The following is a 19,539-nucleotide window of genomic DNA, read 5'->3' on the forward strand; positions in this document are numbered from 1 at the left end:
TTTTAACGAACCGGGTCGTAGCCGCCCGGGTGGAATGGATGGCATTTAAGCAGGCGGCGCAGCGCAAGCCAGGAACCTTTCAGGGGACCATGTCTCCGAAGCGCGAGAATCGCATATTCGGAACAGGATGGATAAAAACGGCAACAGGGGGCAAACAGGGGGGATATCAATACCTGATACATGCAGATCAGGAAAATAAAGATCTTCGTAAAAAATTTCCTGGTCATTCTTGAGGAACATTCTGAGGTTTTTCTGTCAGCAATACACCCAGTTCCCTGCAGACGTCAGCATAATTCATTGACGATGTATTACCTTTGGCAATGATAACGATATCCTGAGAAGATGCTTTAAACCTGTCTTTGTTCAGTCTGAAAAATTCTCGAATCAGCCGCTTGATTCTGTTTCTTGTGACGGCATTGCCGATCTTCTTGGTTGCAGCGATTCCAAGCCTTGGAATTCCCAGTTCATTACCGGAGACAACGATGGTGAAATGCTTTGAATAACTCCGCCTTCCACGCTGATAGATCTGAAGATATCTTTTCCTCTTCCTGATCCGCTCGTTTCTTTTCAGGGTCAGCTTTTTCATCTGCCGCAGACCGGGTTCCATTCCTGGGCGTTCGCAGGCATTCCCTGTTTTCCCGGGAAGATCAAACCGTCAGGCGTTTCCTGCCCTTGGCTCTTCTTCGGCTTAAAACAAGCCTGCCGCCCCGTGTGGACATCCGGGTGCGAAACCCGTGGGTCCTTTTTCTCTTCAGATTGCTTGTATTTCTTAAATTGATTTTCATAAGTTCATCCCGTGAGCAAGTTTGTGAGCCCATCCATAAATCATAGAGGCGGTTGATTGTCAAGATTAAAATCCCCAGCAGTATCCGGCTGTTTTTATATTGACAAACCAGCGCATAGTCTTCATTTATAGCAGGCAGTTCAAGGCGGGGATGATGATCCCCTTGCGGGTGGTGCACTATGAGAAAAAGAACGACGAAACGGATTCGACTGCGGGAGTTGCTTTTCGTCGGAATCCTGGCGGCAGGAATAGGATGTCCGCCGCTTGTTTCCGGAGAACCCCGGGGAACCATCAGTCTGAAGGAGAGCATAGAGGAGGCTCTGAGGAAGAGCCCAACGCTCCATTCCGCCAGGGAGGGTGTGCAGGTGGCGGAATCGCAGCGCAGAGAGGCCTTCACCTCCTTTCTGCCGAGGTTCAGCACGTCCTACAGCTACAAACGCCTGAATGAAGCTCCCGAATTCACACTTCCCATCCTGATACAGCTCGGCCTCACGCCGCTTGCAACGCAGTCCGGGACGAAGGACAACTACAACTGGGGGGTTGAAGTTCACCAGCCCCTCTTTGCCGGTGGGGGAATCCTGGCAAACTACCAGGCGTACCGGACCAACCTGCAAGCCGTCCGCCAGGAGGAGCGGACCGCCGTTCTAGACCTGGTTCTGGAGGTCCAGACGGCCTACCTGAATATCGTCAAGGCGGAAAAACTGCGGGAGGTGGCCCTGTCGTCCGTGGAGCGTCTCTCCGCCCATCGGGACATGACCCGGCATTTTTATGAAGTGGGCATGGTGCCGCGGAACGATCTCCTCTATGCCGAGGTGGAACTGGCCAACGGCCGGCAGACGCTCCTCCGTGCTGAAAACGGTTTGGACATGGCGAAGGCGAAATTCAACACGCTGCTGAGGCGGAACATGGAATCGCCGGTGGCCGTCGAGGACATCCTGGCTTACCGGCCTTACGAAAAGGAATTCGGCGAATGCCTGAACACGGCCCTGGAAAGGAGAACAGAGATCAAAACCCATGCCCTCAGGGTGGAGCAGGCCCAGAAATCCGTCCAGCTGGCCAGGAGCGACTATTACCCGTCGGTCAATCTCGTGGGCAATTATTCCCGCTATGGAGACGAACCCGGGGTGTCGGGCAGCCGCTACCAGGACTCGGAAAGCTGGTATGTCATGGCCATGGCCAACTGGAACTTCTGGGAGTGGGGGAAAACGAAATACCGGGTGGACGCCAGTCTCAGCCGGGAGCGCCAGGCGAGCGATGCGCTGGAGAACGTGCGTGATGCCGTTTCCCTGGAGCTGAAAAACGCCTGGCTGTTTCTCAAGGAGGCGGAACAGCAGATATCGGTTACCCGGAAGGCCGTTGTTCAGGCTGAAGAAAATTATCGGATCACTACGGAGCGATACCGGGAGCAGGTTTCCACCGCCACGGACGTGATCGACGCACAGGCCCTGCTGACACGGGCGAACTCGGACCATACCCGGGCTCTGAGCGACTACCTGATTTCTTTGGCCGGCCTGAAGCGGGCGATGGGAGCGGCGTACGATGAGGAGTAGGGGGAGGCGATGGGCTGGTACCGAAAAGATTTATCCCGTATTTTCAACGAATTGAAGACTTCCTCCCGGGGGCTCTCCTCGGGGGAGGCCGCTGAGCGGCTGAAGCGGCTGGGTCCGAACGAACTGACCGAAAAGAAGAAGAAGTCCCCCTTCCGAATGTTCCTGGATCAGTTCCTGGACTTCATGATCCTGATCCTGATTGCCGCCGCCGTTATTGCGGGGTTTATCGGGGATCTTTCCGACACGATCGCCATCGTCGTGATCGTGATCGTCAATGCCGTCATCGGCTTCATTCAGGAGTACCGGGCTGAAAAGGCCATGGAGGCCCTGAAGAAGATGGCGGCCCCCACGGCGACGGTCATTCGGGACGGACAACCGGGGACGGCTCCCGCTTCCGAACTGGTGCCCGGGGATCTGGTCGTCCTGGAGGCGGGAAGAATCGTGCCCGCCGACATGCGGCTTATCGAGACGGCGCAGCTGAAGGTGGAGGAAGCCGCCCTGACCGGCGAATCGGTTCCGGTAGAAAAAAAGACCGAGGCCCTGGCGGAGGAAGTCCCGCTGGGGGACCGGAACAACATGGCCTATAAGGGCACCTTTGTCACGTACGGCCGGGGTGTCGGGGTTGTGGCGGAAACGGCGATGAAGACCGAGTTCGGAAAGATCGCCGCCATGCTCCAGAACGAGGAGGAGGTGAAGACCCCCCTCCAGAAGAGGCTGGCGGTTTTCGGCCGGAAGCTGGCCGTTGCGGTCCTGGTGATCTGCGCCGTCGTCCTGGGGATCGGCATTCTGAGAGGCGAGCCGCCCATGCTGATGCTCCTGACGGCCATCTCCCTGGCCGTTGCCGCCATTCCGGAGGCTCTTCCCGCCGTCATCACGATTTCCCTGGCCCTCGGGGCGAGGAAGCTCATCAATCTCAAGGCCCTGATCCGGAAACTTCCCGCCGTGGAAACCCTCGGGTCGGTGACCTATATCTGCTCGGACAAGACAGGCACCCTGACCTTGAACAAGATGACCGTGGAATCATTGTTCTTCAACGGATGCATGGTTCGTTCGAGGGACTTCAAGGACGGCTTGGGTGATGAAGAAACCGCCTCGATTTTTATGAGCGCCCTGGCTTTGAGCAACGACGCACAGTCGGGGGACGGCGGGGACACCCTCCTGGGAGATCCGACGGAAACCGCCTTGTTCGACATCGCGAGAAAAAACGGGTTTGATAAGGGGGCCCTGGAAACAACGCATCGGCGGGTGGCGGAAATTCCTTTCGACTCCGACCGGAAGTGCATGACGACCTTTCACGAGTGGGAGGGAGGGTTTGTTTCCTTCACCAAGGGCGCCGTCGACGTTCTCGTTGAAAGATCCATCGAGGTGATGGCGCCTGCAGGGCGAGCCGCCGTGGATGACCTGGAGATTAAAGGGGTCAACGAGGCGATGGCCGCAGACGGCATGCGGGTGCTCTGCTTCGCCATGAGACGATGGGACCGGGTTCCCGACGATCTGTCTCCGGAGAACGTCGAAAAGGGGATGACCCTGATCGGCCTGGTTGGAATGATCGACCCCCCCCGGGAAGAGGCGGGAGAGGCGGTCGCCCTGTGCCGCAGCGCCGGCATCAAAACGGTCATGATCACGGGTGATCACCCCGCTACGGCACGGGCGATTGCCGGGAAGCTGGGGATCCTTGACGGAGACGGAAGCGCCGTCCTTACGGGGCGGGAATTGGAAGGGCTCTCACCGGAGGAATTCGCGGAACGGGTCGAGCACATCCGGGTCTACGCCCGGGTGGCCCCTGAGCAGAAGCTGAAGATCGTCAAAGCACTGCAGGACCGGGGGCAGTATGTCGCCATGACCGGCGACGGGGTCAACGACGCGCCGGCGCTCAAGCGGGCGGACATCGGCATCGCCATGGGAATTACCGGAACGGACGTTTCAAAGGAGGCGGCCTCCATGATCCTCCTGGACGATAATTTCGCGTCCATCGTGAACGCCGTGAGAGAAGGCCGGAAGATCTTCGACAACATCCGGAAATTCATCAAGTATCTCCTGACGACCAACTCCGGCGAGATCTGGACCCTTTTCCTGGCGCCGGTGCTGGGGCTGCCGATTCCGCTGCTGCCCATTCAGATTCTCTGGATCAATCTCGTTACCGACGGCCTTCCCGCCCTGGCCCTGTCCGTCGAGCCTCCCGAGGGAAATGTCATGAACCGGCCTCCCAGGCACCCCAAGGAAAGCATCTTTGCCGGAGGGCTGGGAATTCATGCCATCGCGATCGGTCTGCTGATGGCGGCACTGGTCCTCTGTATCCAGGTCTGGTCGATCCGGACCGGGAATGAGCATTGGCAGACCATGGTGTTCACGATGCTTTGCATCACCCAGCTGGGTCACGTCCTCGCCATTCGATCCGAGCGGGAGTCTCTCTTCAGGATCGGGCTGTTCTCCAACCGGTACCTTCTCGGCGCGGTTCTGCTCACCTTTCTGCTGCAGATGGCGACGGTCTACCTGCCCGTTCTCAATTCCGTCTTCAAGACGACGCCGCTGACCCTGCAGGAGCTGCTCCTGACTCTTGCCGTGTCCTCCGTGGTCTTTTTCGCCGTGGAGATTGAAAAATTCTTCAGGCGGCGGATGTCGGACACTGCTCCGGCAGCTTGAGGAGGCGGCGGGCGTTGACGCCCAGAATCAGGTCTTTCTGTTCCGGCGTCAGGGGAAGGCTCCGGACGGCCTCGAGGTTTTCAGCGAGGTCGGCCACACCCGGCCAGTCCGATCCATAAATGACCTTATGGGCAATCCTCCCCAGTTCAGGGAAGTATTTGAGAAGATTGTGAGGTGGGAGCCCCGCGATTTCCAGGAATACGTTTTCGTGCATTTTGGCCAGAAAATAGGCCCGGTCGTACCAGAAGCCGCGTCCGCCGTGGACAAGAAGAATCTTCAGCCGGGGAAAATCCACGGCGACGTCGTCGAGGTGGAGGGGATCGCCGTATTTCAGGCGGGCGCCCTCGAAAACGGAACTCCCCGTGTGAAACATGATGGGGATGTCTCTCGCCTGGGCCACGGAATACAGAGGATAAAGCCTGCTTTCGTTGGGATAGAACTGCTGATAGGTCGGATAGAGCTTCAGCCCCCGGAAGCCGTGCCGGGTGATCAGGTCCTCCAGCCTTTCCGCCGGGGCCAGGTCCGTTGCGGGGTTGATGCTGGCAAAGGGAATCAGTTCCGGTCTTCCCGAACAGAAGTCCTCGACATACTCATTGGTGCAGATGCCTGTGGTGATGGGGCACAGCTCCGCCATGACCACCCCGTAGTCGATGCCGCTTTCCTTCAGGAGGCCGACAAAGGCTTCCGGGTCACTGTACCGCCTGGCATATTCCTCATAATTGCACGTCTGGCCGACAATCTTTGCTATCCATCCCTGCGCCGAGGGCTGGAAGCTTTCGTAGGATATGGGATGCATGTGAAAATCCACAACGACCGATTTGTCTGTCATGCTCCTGTCCTCCTCCCCGTCCTGTTTTATATGCCCCTGCTTTCAAGCAGGGATGGCTTGCCCAGGGTTGTCTTGAAATATTCCAGCATCAATTCCGAAAGGATCTGCTCCCTGGGGATGTTTGCAACGGTTTCTGCCCGGTTTGCCGAAGCATTTCCGGCATTGCCCTTCCGGGCGGCCAGCTGCTGCCTTGCCTGCTGCAGGGCGGCGTACCGGTCAGCCAGGACATTCCGGGGCAAGGCTGAAAGTTTCAGGTACGACGAGGCCACCTGGCTGGGTGCGGGCAATCGAGGCGATTCCAGGACGCTTTTTGAGCTTCTGGCGTGGCGCTGAAGCCCCTTGAGGACGTGTCTGGGTTCGGCGAAATTGACGCCGGACCATCCGGCGCGGATCCAGGAAAAAAAGCCGGATCGGACTGCTGGCGGCGAAGAGCCCGTCGAGACGTAGACGCCGACGGAAAAATAGTCATAGATGTAGGACTTGACCCAGCCCAGGCCGGCTTTGGCCGAACCCGGCTCTCCGGAATAATGGTAATTCCAGTCGTCGTCCTTTCCCAGGATGAAGCCCTTTTTCCCCACATCGGATATGTCCGCCTGCTTGGAAACGGAAATAAGGACCTGCCGCCCTTTGTGCTTGAGAAGGATCAGGGTCTTCTTGAGATCGTATTGATAGTACACCCCGGTGTTGAGGTCCGGGGTGATCCCCACATGCTCCAGCCCCCGGAGAACAATGGGCTTGCCTTCCGAGGGGCTCAGGTCGGAAATGTTCGAGATTCTTCTCGAATTCCCCTGGTCGATCCATTGGGAGTACCGAAGCGACGACGGGCTTGTGAGGACCGATGGAATCTGCCGGCTGAAGGAGTATTTCAGAAAGCTCGGAAAGTCGATCCTCGTGTCGAATTCGTAATAGGCCCCCGAGGCTTTCCAGAGTTTCGGAAGATCCGCTTCCCGTTTCGGCTTGGGTTCGAGCACGTAATCCACAAGGGTGGCGATAGCCTGGGAGTCCAGGGCGACCTTGGGGTCCATGCAGGATTGAACGAGCTTCATGGCCGCGGCGGGAACGGGGTTGGATGCCTCCGAGAGGGGGGCAGCCTGGGTCGGAGCATGAAGAACGAGGGTTACCAGGAAAAGGGCCAGAATCGTGGTGGATCTTCGGATGCCGGAAGCCGGCCCGGGATTGCTTTTTTTCGTCATGGGTTTTTCGTGCTCGGTCAAGCCGAGTCCTCCTTTACCTTTGAGCTTAAAACGTTTCGACCTTATATCCCTTCCGCCGGAGCGACGCAAGTATTCCGTCGGGACCCACCAGGTGGCCGATCCCGACAAGGAAAAATTCCTTCTGCGGGGTCTGCCCATAGGCATCGATTTTGGGCAGCCAATTCTCGTTGCGGTCCGTCAGCAAGCTCTTGTAGAGCTCCGGCGTTTTCTGAAAGTCGGCGATCAGGAGTTCATGGAGCCGTTCCGTATCACCCTGTTTCCAGGCCGCCACGAGGCTTTCGTAGAAAGGTCCCATCGATGCCACTTCCTGCAGGGCATGACGGACAAATCCGTCTTCATCTTCCCGCCCCATATCCGCGAGAAATGCGATCTGCTCATCGACCGTCTCCAGTCCCTTCACGGCCTTTCCGTCCCGCTTTGCCTGGCGGTAGAAGTGAAGGTCAACGCCTTCGCTGGTGGCGTTGAGCTTGGCCAGCTCGGCAGCCTCCATCATGACTGCGAGAATGGAGGGCTTGAACTTTCTGAGCAGCTCGACAGGGATGCCGTTGTCCCCGCAGTAGCGCTTCAGCCGCTCATAGGTTCGGGGCGACAGGTGCTGATCCAGTGTGGAGCCGTCTGTATAAAGCGCCTTTGACATCAGCTTGCGCTGTGTTTCTGGGCTGTTGAGCTGCCGGAGATCCGTTTCGAAGACCAGGAGATCGGAGGCCCGGTATGCCCTGTCAAATTCCGGAGGAAGGGGAAAATCCGAAGGGCGCAGCAGGTGGCAGGTTCCTCCCAGGAAAAAAACGGTCGGCCCCTTTTCGATCTTCCACACAGAGGTCTGCGCGGATGCCGTTGAACAAAGCAGTATGGCCAGAAAAATTTCAAGTACGATCCGTTTCATGTCCAGCTCCGGAGTGAACCCGCCTGTCTTTTAAGGAAAGAGCGACAACCTGAGTGCCCTCGCGCTCCCATTTTTTTGAAAACCCCAGTTTTTTGGCAAGAGCGATCATCTTTTCGTTTTCACTCATGATCTGTCCTTCAATTTCGTTGAGGCCCTTCTTGATGCCGTTGCTGATGATCAGCCGCAGAAGCTTGGAAGCCAGCCCCTTTCTCTGAAAATCATCATGAACGAGAAGGGCGAATTCTCCTGAATTGCTTTCCGGGTCCACATGGAGCGAACCCACGCCGATGATCCGCCTTCGCCCGCCTTCGGAAATCTCCGCCACAATGGCCAGGTGCCGGTCATAATCCGTGTCGCACATCAGGACAAGCCATTCGTGGTCGATGTTCGTCGAGGACGAGAAGAATCTCGTCCGGAGGGTCTCTTCAGAAAGGGTGGAGAGAAACTCCCGCGCCAGGGGTTCGTCTTCCGGCTTTATCGGCCTCAGCACGACGGCGGTTCCGTCCCTGAACTTCCAGTCTTCAACGAGATGGCCCGGATACGGAGAAATGATCAGGTGCGGATATGGCGAATGATAATTGATGATCAGCCCGTCGTCAACGGGGGATGTTTCCAGAAGGATGCGGACATCGCGGGCATGGGCCCTGCCGCTGGAGATGACGAGGGGATTGATTTCGATTCCCGAAATCTCGGGGAAATCTGCAATGAGATGAGAGAAATTCACGAGGAGTTCCTCGAGGGAATCAAGATCCGCCGGAGGCCTGCCCCGGAAGCCCTGGATAAGCCGGTAGGCCTTCGTCTCTTCCATGAGCCTCTTCGCAAGCGTCCTGTTCAGGGGAGGCAGTCCGATGGAGAAATCCCGGATGAGGTCCGCGTTGATCCCCCCCATCCCGAAAAAGATAAAGGTGCCGAAATCCCGGTCTCTTCTGGAGCCCAGAACGAGCTTGTAATCCACAGGTTCGATCATCTTCTGAAGGGCGATTCCCTCGATGGCGATTCCGGGTGCGCGCTCCTTCACCCGCTTCAGCATTTTTGTCCAGGCCTCCCTGAGACGCTCATCCGACGCAATGTCCGTCACCACTCCGCCTGCGTCCTTCGGGGAGGGGATCTGGGAAGACACGACTTTAACGACGACGGGGTATCCGATTTCCCCCGCTTCGTGAAGGGCCTCTTCAACAGTGTGTACCGTCCGGGAAGGCGTCGAGGGGATGGCGTACCCGTCGAAAAATTCTTTCGACTCCCGATCGTTCAAAGACGTTCTTCCCTCCGCAAGGGCCTTGTGGATGAGGCTGACCAGCTTCTGCCTGGAGAGGGCATGGCGCTCCGGCAATTCCGAGGGGGTTTCATGGAGCAGATCCAGGCTTCTCCGGTACTTGAACATGTTGACATAGGCCCGCACGCCCTCTTCGGGCGTCGAGTAGGTGGGAATATTGCCGGAAAGGAGGATATCCCGGGCTTTTCTCACCTGGCTCCCCCCGATCCAGGCGGCAATGATCGGCTTCCAGGATTTTCCTGCGCTCTCGATGACGGCCCGGGCAACCACTTCAGGCCCGGCGGTGTTCATGGGGACATAGATGACCAGGACGCCGTCGACACCGGGGTCATTGAGGCAGGCGGTGATGGCCTCCACGTAGCCGGCGGTATCGGTGTTGCTGAGCAGATCCACGGGATTGCCTTCGCTCCATTGAGGCGGGAGGGAGTTCTTCAGCGTCCTGATCGTTTCCGGGGACAATCTGGCCGGTTCACCGCCAAATTCGATCAGGGCGTCTGTCGCCATGAGTCCGGCGCCTGCGTAGGCAAACTCCAGGCCCGCAGCGGTCACGATGGCCAGCCTCGGCCCCCTGGGAAGCTTCCTGGAATCTAGAACCCCGGCGGCGTGAAACAAGCCTGCGATGTCCCGGACCCGCATCACTCCGGCCCGCTTGAAGGCCGCCTCGTAGACGGCGTCGTTGCCGGACGGAACAAAAAGGGTTGACGACCTTTCCAGGCTTGTCCTGTCGATAAATCTGCCCGGCTTGAGGACGACGATGGGCTTGCGGAGCGCGAAGGAACGGGCCGCGCTCATGAATTTTTTCGCGTTCCCCACGCTCTCCATGTACATGAGGATACTCGTCGTCTTCCAGTCGTTGCTGAGGAAGTCAATGAGATCGCCGAAACCGATATCGATCATTGAACCCAGGGAGGCAACCATGCTGAAGCCGATATCGGCGTACAGTCCCCAGCTCAGGATGGCGCTGGTCAGAGCGTTGCTTTCGGAGATGAAGGCGATATTTCCCGGCGGGGGCATTTCCTCCACGAAGGTGGCCTTGAGTCCTGAGTCCGGCCTCACAAAACCGAGGCAGTTGGGGCCGAGGATCCGCATGCCGTAGCGCTTCCGGGCATCGGACAGGCGCTTTTCCAGAAGTGCCCCCTCGGCGCCGGATTCCCGGAATCCGGCGGAAATGATCACCGCGCCGCCCACGCCGGCTTTGCCGCAGGCTTCCACCCCTTCGGGGACGGCCCCGGCCGGGATGGCGATCACCGCGAGATCCACGTGTTCGGGAACGCTGCCGATATCAGGGTAGCATTGGAGATCCAGCAGGGTATCCTTCCTCGGATTGACGGGAAAGATCTTCCTGCCCTTCGCCTTCAGGAGGTTGTCGAGGATGATCCGGCCCACGGAGCCCTCCTGATCTGACGCGCCGATCAGGGCAATGCTCCGGGGGTCGAAAACGCTGGAAAGGGTTGCCATTTCTGACCTCTGTTTTCCTGCCGTGTTCCCGGTTTCCGGCTTTCCCCTTGGCCGGGGGATCCGGCACAGTCTTCCGGGAGGAGATGAACTTCATGAATTCTAGGGAAGAATCCGCAAGTTCTCAATGCTTTTTTTTGCTGTTCCCTGCCCCCGTCATGGCCCTGGCGTAGACATCTCCAGGGTGCCCTGTCCTGCGGCGGCGGGGTTTTCCCTCCCGAAAGTTGAGGTAGTCATGGCGGCGGATTGGTGCTATGCAGTAAGCTGGCTTCCATCCTCAGGGGAGCCTGCTGGAGAAGAGAGATGACACCCTTTCGCATAACGACGGACTTCGAACCCCGGGGGGATCAGCCCCAGGCGATCGAGAAGCTGGTGGAGGGGCTGCGGCGGGGGCTCCCTCATCAGGTGCTGATGGGGGTTACGGGATCGGGAAAGACCTTTACCGTTGCCAAGGTGATCGAGGCGGTTCAGAGGCCCGCCCTGGTCATTGCCCACAACAAAACCCTGGCGGCCCAGCTTTACGGGGAATTCAAAAGCCTTTTCCCCGGGAATGCCGTTGAATATTTTGTCAGCTATTACGATTACTACCAGCCCGAGGCCTACATCCCAAGCACGGATACCTACATCGAGAAAGACTCCTCGATTAACGAGGAAATCGACAAGCTCCGTCATTCGGCGACCCATTCCCTCCTTGAACGGCGGGATGTGATCATCGTGGCCAGCGTCTCCTGCATCTACGGTCTGGGCTCCCCCGAGGCTTACCAGGGCCTGCTCCTTGAGCTGGAAGCCGGCGGGGATCTGTCCCGGGAGGCGATGCTGAGGCGTCTCGTCGATATTCAGTACGAACGGAACGATGTGGACTTTCACCGGGGAACCTTCCGCGTGCGGGGCGATGTGGTGGAGATTTTTCCCCCTTACGAGGAAGAGCGGGCCATTCGCGTGGAATTTTTCGGCGATACCGTCGAGGCCCTGTCGTTCGTGGACCCGCTGCGGGGGAGAAAGCTGCAGGCCCTGGAGCGGATCGCCGTTTATCCCGGGAGCCACTATGTGACCACCCGGGACAACCTCAACCGGGCCATTGCCGCGATCCGGGAGGAGCTGCAGGGTCGGCTGGCGGAGCTGAGGACTTCCGGCAAGCTCCTGGAGGCCCAGCGCCTGGAGCAGCGAACGAACTTTGACATCGAGATGATGGAGGAGATGGGATACTGCCAGGGGATCGAAAATTACTCCCGCCATCTCACCGGACGGGCCCCCGGCGAACCGCCGCCCACGTTGGTGGAGTACCTGCCGAAGGACGCCCTGATTGTCCTGGACGAGAGCCACGTCACGGTCCCCCAGCTGATCGGGATGTACCGGGGAGACCGGTCGAGAAAGGAGACCCTTGTCACGTTCGGATTCCGCCTCCCCTCGGCTCTGGACAACCGGCCGCTGAGATTCGAGGAATACGAAAAATTTTCCCAGCAGCGGCTTTACATCTCGGCGACGCCCGCGGCCTATGAACTTGAAAAGGCAGGCCGCCAGGTGGTGGAGCAGATCATCCGCCCCACGGGGCTGATGGATCCGGAGATTCTCGTCCGGCCCGTTTCCGGGCAGGTGGATGATCTCCTGGCCGAGATCCGGAAACGAGCGGAACGGAAGGAGCGGGTGCTGGTGACCACCCTGACCAAGCGGATGGCGGAGAATCTGTCCACCTATTACGAAGGGTTGGGGGTGAAGGTGAAGTATCTTCATTCCGACATTTCGACCCTGGAGCGTGTCGGCATTCTCCGTGATCTTCGCCTGGGGGAGTTTGACGTGCTGGTCGGCGTCAATCTCCTTCGGGAAGGTCTGGATATTCCTGAGGTCTCGCTCGTGGCAATCCTGGATGCGGACAAGGAGGGGTTTCTCCGTTCAGAGCGCTCCCTCATTCAGACCAGCGGCAGGGCGGCGCGGAATGTAGGCGGCCAGGTCATCATGTATGCCGACACCATGACCCGCTCCATTACGGCCTGCCTGAAGGAGACCGGTCGGCGCCGTACCCTGCAGGACGCATACAACCGGGAGCATTCCATTACCCCGGAATCCATAAAAAAATCCATCGACAACATTCTGGCTTCCATCTATGAGGCGGATTATGCCTCCGTTACCGTGGCCGCCGAGGAAAAGGCGGCCTATCTCTCCGATGCGGACCTGGAAAAGACGATCCGGAGGCTGAAAGCGGAGATGAAGGAGGCGGCCGGGAGGCTTGAGTTTGAGAAAGCGGCGTCTCTGCGGGATCAGATCAAAGACCTCACCGAATTGAAGCTGGAGCTGGGCGGCAAGAGCTAGACGAAAAGCCGGGAAAAAGGGGACCCCCCCATGGATTACCCCTTTTTCCCCTCAAAGAACAGGGCGAACCCCTCAGGAGAAGCCGCTCAAAGGCTTGAGCGTCCGCCCCGGCTGCGACGGCCTCAGGATTCCGTTTTTTCGCTCAGGCAGATTGAGCCGCTCTTTTTCCCCGCGTTGCAGCGTCTCCATGATGCCTGCCCTCGCCGTTCACCAGGGTCGTCAATTCCCCGATCACGAAGGTCATCTGTCCAGCCTGTTCGTTCATCTGCTCGGCGGCGCTGGCCGATTCCTCGGCGCTGGCCGCGGTCTGCTGGATGACGCGGTCCATTTCCGCCACGGCCTTGTTGACCTGTCCGATTCCCTGTGCCTGCTCCCTGGAGGCCGCTGCAATTTCCTCGACCAGGCTAGCGACTTTGGCTGAATGTTCGACATTTTCCAGGAAGGCCTGCTGAGTCTGCTCTGTCAGCTCACCGCTCTTTTTGACGGTTGCGATCGTGTTTTCGATGAGTCCGGAGGTGCTTTTGGCTGCCTGAGCCGCCCGCATGGCCAGGTTGCGCACCTCATCGGCGACGACGGCAAAACCGGCCCCTGCTTCCCCGGCGCGGGCCGCTTCCACGGCCGCATTGAGGGCTAAAAGATTGGTCTGAAAGGCAATCTCGTCAATGGTTTTAACGATCTTTCCCGTTTCCTCGCTCGTCTGAATGGCCTCCTTCACCGCGGCTGCCATGTGGCTGACATGAACATTCACCTTGTCGATGACGGCTGTAACCTCCAGCATCAGGGCACGGGCCTGGGCGGCGTTGTCGGCGTTCCGCCTTGTCATGGAGGACATCTCTTCCAGGGAGGAAGACGTTCCCTCCAGTGAGGAGGCCTGTTCCGACGCACCTTCGGCCAGGACCTGGCTGGCGGACGCCACCTGTCTGGCTGCCGATGAAACCTCTCCGGCGCCCTGGTTGAGCAGATCCATTTTCCCCAGGACGGGACGGAGGATGGTTCCCGCCAGGAAGTAGCCCAGGACGGCCATGGAGATTCCCACGAGAATGCCGGCCCCCGCAATCATCAGAATCATGGATCGGAGCATTTCTTCCATCGGCGTGCGGTCCTTTCCGATGAAGAACATCCCGGTGATCTGACCCGTGCTGCCCATGAGCGGCCAGTAGGCCGTATTGTAGTTTTTGTCGGCAATCCTGTTCCTGTTGAGGAACTGACTTCCTTTGCGTAAAACCGTCTCAAGGACGGCCGGGTTGTCCATTTTGGTTCCGACGAGGCGCTTGCCGCCCCGCGCCAGGGTCGTCGAAACCCGTTCATCGCCTTTGAAAATGGTGCAATCGACCCCGAAAATTTTCTTGATCCCATCGACAAGGGAATTCGTGGCGATCAGATTCATCCCGGTCGTAACCGAGCCGGTAATGCGTCCGTCGGCCATGATGGGGGCCCCGCCCCTCAGGCTGAACTTGATCTCGCTTCCATCCTCGATGCCTGCCGAATTTTCTCCGGCCAGGGCTTTCGTCACGTTCGCCTGATTGCTCACAGTGTCTCCTCTTTGGTCGGAGTGGCCCCGCGCCATGACATTCCCCCTGGAATCGACCAGCGTCACAAAGTCCACCATGTACTTCGACTGGAGGGCCTTGGCCATGGCCTGGAGTCTGTCCGCATCTCCTTCCTTCATCGCCGCCGCAAGTTCGGGATCAAGGGCCATCATCGCCGCCTGTTTTTTGGTCCTGTCCATGGCCTCCTGAATGTTTGCCTGAACGGCCGCAGCCACGACGGCCATTTCTTTTTCCGCCTGCTTGTCAAGCCCTTTTGATACGAAATAATAGACCATCCCAAGCGATGAAAAACCAACCATCACCACGGTAAAAAACACCAGTCCGACAATCTTCCAGGACAGGGATAAGCTTCTTTGTCTCATGTGCACAGTCTCCTTTTCACTCGATAGTATGGGGTGTCGCTTCTTGCGAAGGACCGTTAAGCAATTCATATTCCAGGAAATAATCGGCGGGTGTTTTTTTTGACAGGGCGATAAGGGACTAACGGGCCGGTACGTCGTATCCGAAGCCGGAAGGGGTGCGTCCTGGAAAGGGGAAAACGGGTCAGGGAGGCAGAAAAAGGGGGGATGATGCGTGCCTGGGAAGGCTCTTGGCAGAAGATGGAGGCGGGACGGCGAAAAACCCGGAAGCCCCGGCCACGATGCCGACGGGATCCTGCCCTGTAACCGACAGGGCTACCGGGTCATGATGAAGCGCTGTTCGGGCCTGGGTACGTACCACCTGATGAAATTGTGACTGATCCCCAGCGGAGCCAGCTCGATGCCCCGGAAGCGGGCCTGGACGATGGGAAGGGCGTCCGGAACGTAAAGGAAGGTATAGGGCTGCTCTTCCGCCAGGATTTCCTGGATCCGGTCATAGATTTTCTTCCTCTCCTTCGGATCGAAGGTGCCGCGCCCCTGTTCAAGAAGCCGGTCCACTTCCTCGTTTTTGAAGGATGTGAAGTTCAATTCCTGAGGGCCGGTCTTGCTGGAATGCCAGACGTCGTAGAGGTCGGGATCGAGGGGAATCGTCCATCCCAGGATTGTGGCGTCAAAGCGTCTCTTGTTGATGAAGTCGTTGACGAACGCGGCCCATTCCACAACCCTGATTTTTACGGAAATGCCGATCTCGGCAAGGCGGCGCTGGATGATCTCCGCGCATTTGGATCGGACTTCGTTGCCCTGGTTCACCAGAAGCTCAAAGGCGAAGGGCTGTCCGTTGCGGTCCAGAATCCCGTCACCGTCGCGGTCCTTCCAGCCCGCCTCCGCCAGCAGAGCCCGTGCTTTGGCCGGGTCGTGGGGGAAGGTCGGAACCTTTGGATTATAGGCCCAGGTCCCCGGTTTGAAAGGGCCGGTGGAGGGTTTGCCCAATCCCAGCAGGACCCCCTGAACGATTTCCTCCTTGTCGATGGCCAGGGTCAGGGCCTGCCTGACCCGCCGGTCCGAAAAGAGGGGATTTCTGAGGTTGTAGCCGACAAAGGTGTAGGCGAAAGAAAGATAACGGAATTTGTTGAAGTTATTGCGGAACAGGGGATTTTCCGTCTGCCGGGTGTACTGCAGCGGCGTCAGGTTCATCCGGTCGATCCCGGAGGCCCGCAGCTCCAGGAACATGGTGGCCATGTCCGGAATGATGCGCAGGATATAGCCGTCGATGTACGGCCTGCCTTCGAAATAGTCCGGATTGGACACCAGGACGATTTTCTGTCCGGACACCCACTCCTTGAATTTGTAAGGCCCGGTTCCCACGGGCTTCCGGGCGAGGGGCGTCCGAGTGATGTCCTGCCCGGCCAGAAGATGCCTGGGAAGGATCGCGCTTCCCCAGCTCATGAGGGCGGGGGCGAAGGGCTTGTCATAGGTGACCCGGAAGGTGAGGGGATCGAGTGCCTCCGCCTTTTTCACCTTGAGAAAATCGCCGGCGTAGGCTGTCGGCGTTCTGGGATCGATGGTGAGCCGGTAGGTAAAGAGAACATCTTCAGCGGAGAACGGGTGGCCGTCATGCCAGCGGACGTTGGGGCGCAGGTGAAAGGTGATGACCAGGCCGTCGGGGGAGATCACCCAGGACTCGGCAAGGTCACCGACGATATTGAGGTCCTTGTCGTATTTGACCAGGCCGTTGTAGATGAGGGCGGCGATGCCGTGGGAGGTGGAGTCGGAAGAGAGCAGGGGGATCAGGTTGCTGGCGTCCCCGATGGAGCCGTCGACGATGATATCGCCATAGGCGGGCACTGCCGCTTCCCGCTCCCCGGTCTGCCGGGGCTCGTCCCCGGCCGGGCTGCATCCCAGCAATCCGCCGGCCAGGACAAGAAGGCTCACCAGGAGATAATGTAGAAAGGAGCTTTTCATGAAGGTGGAAGATATGTTAGAAAGGGCTATTTTGCAACAGAATTCGTCGGATTCTCATGGGTTTGTCCTTACAAAGCCATCCCGGTTCCGTCCTGGAGCCAAAAGATCAGCCTTTGCCGGAAAAATCAAGAGCCCCCGTCAGGCGAAGGATCTCAGCAACATGGCAAGCCTTCCCTTCTTATTCTTGAGTCCCAGTTTCATGCGGATATTTTCCCTGTGAAATTCAATGACCCGCTGCTTGGCATTTAAAAGCTCCGCTATTTCCTTTGACGTCTTGCCTTCCTTCACGAGACAGGCAATCTGAACCTCCGTTTTCGTCAGGTTCAAAAAGCTGGAGGTCAGCCGCTGAGCAAAGGGGGAAGCGATATCCATGAGGTGAGCTTCCGCCGTCTGGAGGCATCCAAGCTGGTCCTGGCGAAGGGGTGATTTCTTCAGCCTGTCCAGATAGGGAAGCACCAGCTTCTGGATATTCAGGAGAAACCTTTCCTTTAACTCCTCCTGATCCCTTTCCAAGGTATTCAGCAGGACATTCAGTGTCGTGTTGACCTCCATCAGGTTCTGAGCCTTGATCCTCAGTTCCTTCTCCCGCTGGGCTAAAGCGGCCTCGGCCTGCTTCCGCTCCGTGATGTCTTCTACAATTCCTTCCAGGTAGGCTGTGGCGCCATCCTGTTTGACCACCTTGCGGATCGTCGCCTTCCCGATCATGATGCTGCCGTCTTTTCGGCGATAGGGATGCTCGGCATAGACCCAGTCCCGGTGGTTCAGGGCGGAAAGAAGCTCTTCGCGGTTCCGGGGATCGGCGTGGATCTGGGTTGCGGAATCCGTGACGATGGAAAGGACTTCCTCGGTCGAGTCATAACCGAGCATCCGGGCATAGGCCTTGTTGATGCGCAGCAATTTTCCATCCATGGTGAACTGGCACATGCCGATCGAGGCGTTCTCAAAGAGGTTCCGATAGATGGCCTCGCTTTCCGCGAGGGCCTTCTCCACCCGTTTTCGCTCCGTATTGTCGAAGACGGAAGATCGACTCAAGAGATAGCGGCCGTCCTGATCATACACCGCCGTTGATTCGATGAGCACGGAGAGGACGTCCCCGTTCTTCCGGATCAGTTCACCCTCGATGTTGCGCCTCGATCCCTGCCGCTTCAGGAGCGTGAAGCTTTTCCGGAATGCGTCCTCCTGGTCGGCGGGGATCAGGTCCGTATAGTTCATCTTTCCGATCACCTCGTCGCGGGAATAGCCCAGCCAGGAGAGTTCCGTATCGTTCATGCGGAGGATGGTTCCGTCCTCTGCCAGGGAATGGTAGCCGCAGGGGGCGTTCTCGTAAAGGTCCCGAATGGCCTCGGCATAGCGCTTCAGTTTGTCCTCCGCCTTCTTGCGTTCCGTTCTGTCGGTAATGGCCACAACGATGGAAAGCAAACGCCCCTGTCGATCACGATTGGTCGCCGATCTCACTTCCCCCCAGCGCCGTGTACCGTCTTTCCGGATGAAATACATTTCATGGGTAAACCCTTTGATTCTACCGCATTTCTGCTGCTCGATGAGGTGGTTGGCCTCCTCGACGTAGTCCGGGTGAAGGATCTCCGTCGTCATTGGCCTGTTTTTCAGCTCTTCCCAGGAGTAGCCGATAAACTCCAGATAGTGCTCATTGGCATGGAGATAATTTCCCTGTGCATCCAGATTGACAATCGCCACGCCGGCATTTTCGAAAAGGGTCCGGTAGATGTTTTCCGGCTCAACCAGGGCGCCGTCCGTCCCTTGGCAATCCGTGATTTTCGCAATCAATGCTCGGTTCTTCCCTGCGGGCCGTGGTTCGGTCCGTCCGGTTGATCCCCTGAAGATCCGGCTCCGGCCGGATTCCGACGGCTCCCGAGGAGAGTCTCCCTTCGCCCCTCTCCTGTCGGAGAGAGGTCGCTTTCCAGGGTTGTTTCCATCGTTCATGGGCAAGGTCCTTTGAGAAGGGTCGCACAATCTAAAAACTATGCGATGCCTGTTTTGTCAACAGAGAATAGAAGTTCCTGAAGCGTCCAGAAATGGAGTGTTCCGGCAGCTCACCGACGCTTCCTCCCCCAGCGGGCACAACTTGTCATGATCAGTATAGAACATTCCCCCGGGCGCGGGAAGCATAAAATCTTCCGTATACCAGGATCATCCTGGAATATGTTCCGTATTCAATCCGTGTTGCAATCTCCGCACAATATGAAAGGATCAGCTCAACCCGACAGGCGAGAAGCCGACGGTCGAATGCACGGCAGTATTGAAGCTGGGAGGAGATCACGATGGCCGAGATGAAAAGAAGTTCCTATACGCACAAAAAACCGCGAACCCGCAGCAGCAGGCTGTTCGGATTCAACAATTCCATCCTGAGCAACAGGACGGTTTACCTGAATCCCTGCGTGGAAAGCGGCGACAGCCTTTCCATGGAAGAGGTTGTCCTGTTTGCTTCCGCGGGCAAGTATTTCAGCAACAAGAACTCATAGAAGTCAGCGGAATCAAGGGGGCGATTTCAGGAGGGGCGTGCGCCGCCGCCAGCAAGGATCTTCTTTACGGATCGTCTGCCCGCAGCGGAGGGCCCGTTCCGAGGGGAGTCGAAATGGTTTCCTGAACAGCCGGTGCTCCATCGTGAGCGCGGGCGAAACCCCTGCCGGAAAGCCATTTTCCCGGGCCTGCCGCAAGACCGCGGGCAGGCCCGCCGCACCACGCCAGAATTCCCGAAGCGACTCGAACGCC

General features: G+C 58.1%; 14 protein-coding genes. 4 read left to right on the forward strand and 10 right to left on the reverse strand.

All coding sequences use genetic code 11. From position 1 onward, the window contains the following. Positions 1-2: 2 nt before the first annotated feature. The 3 genes from yidD to rpmH form a co-directional block, all read right to left on the reverse strand. Positions 3-227: a membrane protein insertion efficiency factor YidD gene (yidD, locus tag AB3175_RS10185; RefSeq protein ID WP_367360833.1), complete on the reverse strand. Its 225-nt coding sequence runs from the start codon at positions 225-227 to the stop codon at positions 3-5. After that, the gene (gene rnpA / locus AB3175_RS10190) at positions 224-586 is read right to left on the reverse strand and encodes a ribonuclease P protein component (protein WP_367360834.1); all 363 of its coding nucleotides are present in this window, start codon (positions 584-586) and stop codon (positions 224-226) included. Before rnpA ends, yidD begins: the two co-directional genes overlap by 4 nt. Positions 587-647: 61 nt before the next feature. Further along, positions 648-785 carry a 50S ribosomal protein L34 gene (gene rpmH / locus AB3175_RS10195; RefSeq protein WP_367360835.1) on the reverse strand — a complete coding sequence of 46 codons (138 nt, stop codon included), beginning with the start codon at positions 783-785 and terminating at the stop codon, positions 648-650. 178 nt (positions 786-963) lie between these two features. Between rpmH and AB3175_RS10200 the strand changes: the two genes are divergently transcribed. Together AB3175_RS10200 and AB3175_RS10205 are read left to right on the forward strand one after the other, a co-directional pair. Further along, a complete protein-coding gene (locus AB3175_RS10200; RefSeq protein WP_367360836.1) occupies positions 964-2,334 on the forward strand; it encodes a TolC family protein in 1,371 nt (456 codons plus the stop codon). A gap of 9 nt (positions 2,335-2,343) precedes the next feature. Next, positions 2,344-4,977: a cation-translocating P-type ATPase gene (locus AB3175_RS10205; RefSeq protein WP_367360837.1), complete on the forward strand. Its 2,634-nt coding sequence runs from the start codon at positions 2,344-2,346 to the stop codon at positions 4,975-4,977. Here the strand turns inward: AB3175_RS10205 and AB3175_RS10210 are convergent. Genes AB3175_RS10210 through AB3175_RS10225 form a run of 4 tightly spaced genes read right to left on the reverse strand, consistent with a single transcriptional unit; the run spans position 4,940 to position 10,634 of the window. Next, positions 4,940-5,806: an amidohydrolase family protein gene (locus AB3175_RS10210; protein ID WP_367360838.1), complete on the reverse strand. Its 867-nt coding sequence runs from the start codon at positions 5,804-5,806 to the stop codon at positions 4,940-4,942. The genes AB3175_RS10205 and AB3175_RS10210 overlap by 38 nt on opposite strands. 26 nt (positions 5,807-5,832) lie before the next feature. Further along, positions 5,833-7,020 (reverse strand): hypothetical protein, encoded by a 1,188-nt coding sequence (locus tag AB3175_RS10215; RefSeq protein WP_367360839.1) that lies wholly within the window; start codon positions 7,018-7,020, stop codon positions 5,833-5,835. Between the two features lie 25 nt (positions 7,021-7,045). Next, on the reverse strand, positions 7,046-7,903 hold the full coding sequence (locus tag AB3175_RS10220) for a TraB/GumN family protein (RefSeq protein ID WP_367360840.1): 858 nt from the start codon (positions 7,901-7,903) through the stop codon (positions 7,046-7,048). Then, a complete protein-coding gene (locus AB3175_RS10225; RefSeq protein ID WP_367360841.1) occupies positions 7,884-10,634 on the reverse strand; it encodes a bifunctional acetate--CoA ligase family protein/GNAT family N-acetyltransferase in 2,751 nt (916 codons plus the stop codon). The genes AB3175_RS10220 and AB3175_RS10225 overlap by 20 nt, the downstream gene beginning before the upstream one ends. Positions 10,635-10,934: 300 nt before the next feature. On the opposite strand from AB3175_RS10225, the gene uvrB reads away from it, so the two are divergent. Continuing rightward, complete coding sequence (gene uvrB, locus AB3175_RS10230) at positions 10,935-12,938, forward strand: excinuclease ABC subunit UvrB (RefSeq protein WP_367360842.1); 2,004 nt, start codon at positions 10,935-10,937, stop codon at positions 12,936-12,938. Between the two features lie 142 nt (positions 12,939-13,080). Here the strand turns inward: uvrB and AB3175_RS10235 are convergent, their stop codons facing one another. The 3 genes from AB3175_RS10235 to AB3175_RS10245 form a co-directional block, all read right to left on the reverse strand. After that, positions 13,081-14,850, reverse strand: a complete 1,770-nt coding sequence (locus AB3175_RS10235) for a methyl-accepting chemotaxis protein (protein WP_367360843.1) — start codon at positions 14,848-14,850, stop codon at positions 13,081-13,083. 312 nt (positions 14,851-15,162) lie between these two features. Further along, entirely contained in the window at positions 15,163-16,809 is a 1,647-nt protein-coding gene (locus AB3175_RS10240; protein WP_367360844.1) for a peptide-binding protein, read from the reverse strand. Positions 16,810-16,947: 138 nt separating this feature from the next. Then, positions 16,948-18,594, reverse strand: a complete 1,647-nt coding sequence (locus AB3175_RS10245) for a PAS domain S-box protein (protein ID WP_367360845.1) — start codon at positions 18,592-18,594, stop codon at positions 16,948-16,950. A 494-nt stretch (positions 18,595-19,088) separates the two neighbouring features. On the opposite strand from AB3175_RS10245, the gene AB3175_RS10250 reads away from it, so the two are divergent. Further along, the gene (locus AB3175_RS10250) at positions 19,089-19,289 is read left to right on the forward strand and encodes a hypothetical protein (RefSeq protein WP_367360846.1); all 201 of its coding nucleotides are present in this window, start codon (positions 19,089-19,091) and stop codon (positions 19,287-19,289) included. Positions 19,290-19,539 lie beyond the last annotated feature (250 nt).

It is taken from the genome of Syntrophus sp. (in: bacteria), assembly GCF_040768185.1.
GTDB lineage: Bacteria > Desulfobacterota > Syntrophia > Syntrophales > Syntrophaceae > Syntrophus > Syntrophus buswellii.

Excerpts from the sequence above, each read along its gene's own strand:
- yidD (WP_367360833.1), bottom strand. The coding sequence starts at position 227 with ATGACCAGGAAATTTTTTACGAAGATCTTTATTTTCCTGATCTGCATG.
- rnpA (WP_367360834.1), bottom strand. The coding sequence starts at position 586 with ATGAAAAAGCTGACCCTGAAAAGAAACGAGCGGATCAGGAAGAGGAAA.
- rpmH (WP_367360835.1), bottom strand. The coding sequence starts at position 785 with ATGAAAATCAATTTAAGAAATACAAGCAATCTGAAGAGAAAAAGGACC.
- AB3175_RS10200 (WP_367360836.1), top strand. The coding sequence starts at position 964 with ATGAGAAAAAGAACGACGAAACGGATTCGACTGCGGGAGTTGCTTTTC.
- AB3175_RS10205 (WP_367360837.1), top strand. The coding sequence starts at position 2,344 with ATGGGCTGGTACCGAAAAGATTTATCCCGTATTTTCAACGAATTGAAG.
- AB3175_RS10210 (WP_367360838.1), bottom strand. The coding sequence starts at position 5,806 with ATGACAGACAAATCGGTCGTTGTGGATTTTCACATGCATCCCATATCC.
- AB3175_RS10220 (WP_367360840.1), bottom strand. The coding sequence starts at position 7,903 with ATGAAACGGATCGTACTTGAAATTTTTCTGGCCATACTGCTTTGTTCA.
- AB3175_RS10225 (WP_367360841.1), bottom strand. The coding sequence starts at position 10,634 with ATGGCAACCCTTTCCAGCGTTTTCGACCCCCGGAGCATTGCCCTGATC.
- uvrB (WP_367360842.1), top strand. The coding sequence starts at position 10,935 with ATGACACCCTTTCGCATAACGACGGACTTCGAACCCCGGGGGGATCAG.
- AB3175_RS10235 (WP_367360843.1), bottom strand. The coding sequence starts at position 14,850 with ATGAGACAAAGAAGCTTATCCCTGTCCTGGAAGATTGTCGGACTGGTG.
- AB3175_RS10240 (WP_367360844.1), bottom strand. The coding sequence starts at position 16,809 with ATGAAAAGCTCCTTTCTACATTATCTCCTGGTGAGCCTTCTTGTCCTG.
- AB3175_RS10250 (WP_367360846.1), top strand. The coding sequence starts at position 19,089 with ATGGCCGAGATGAAAAGAAGTTCCTATACGCACAAAAAACCGCGAACC.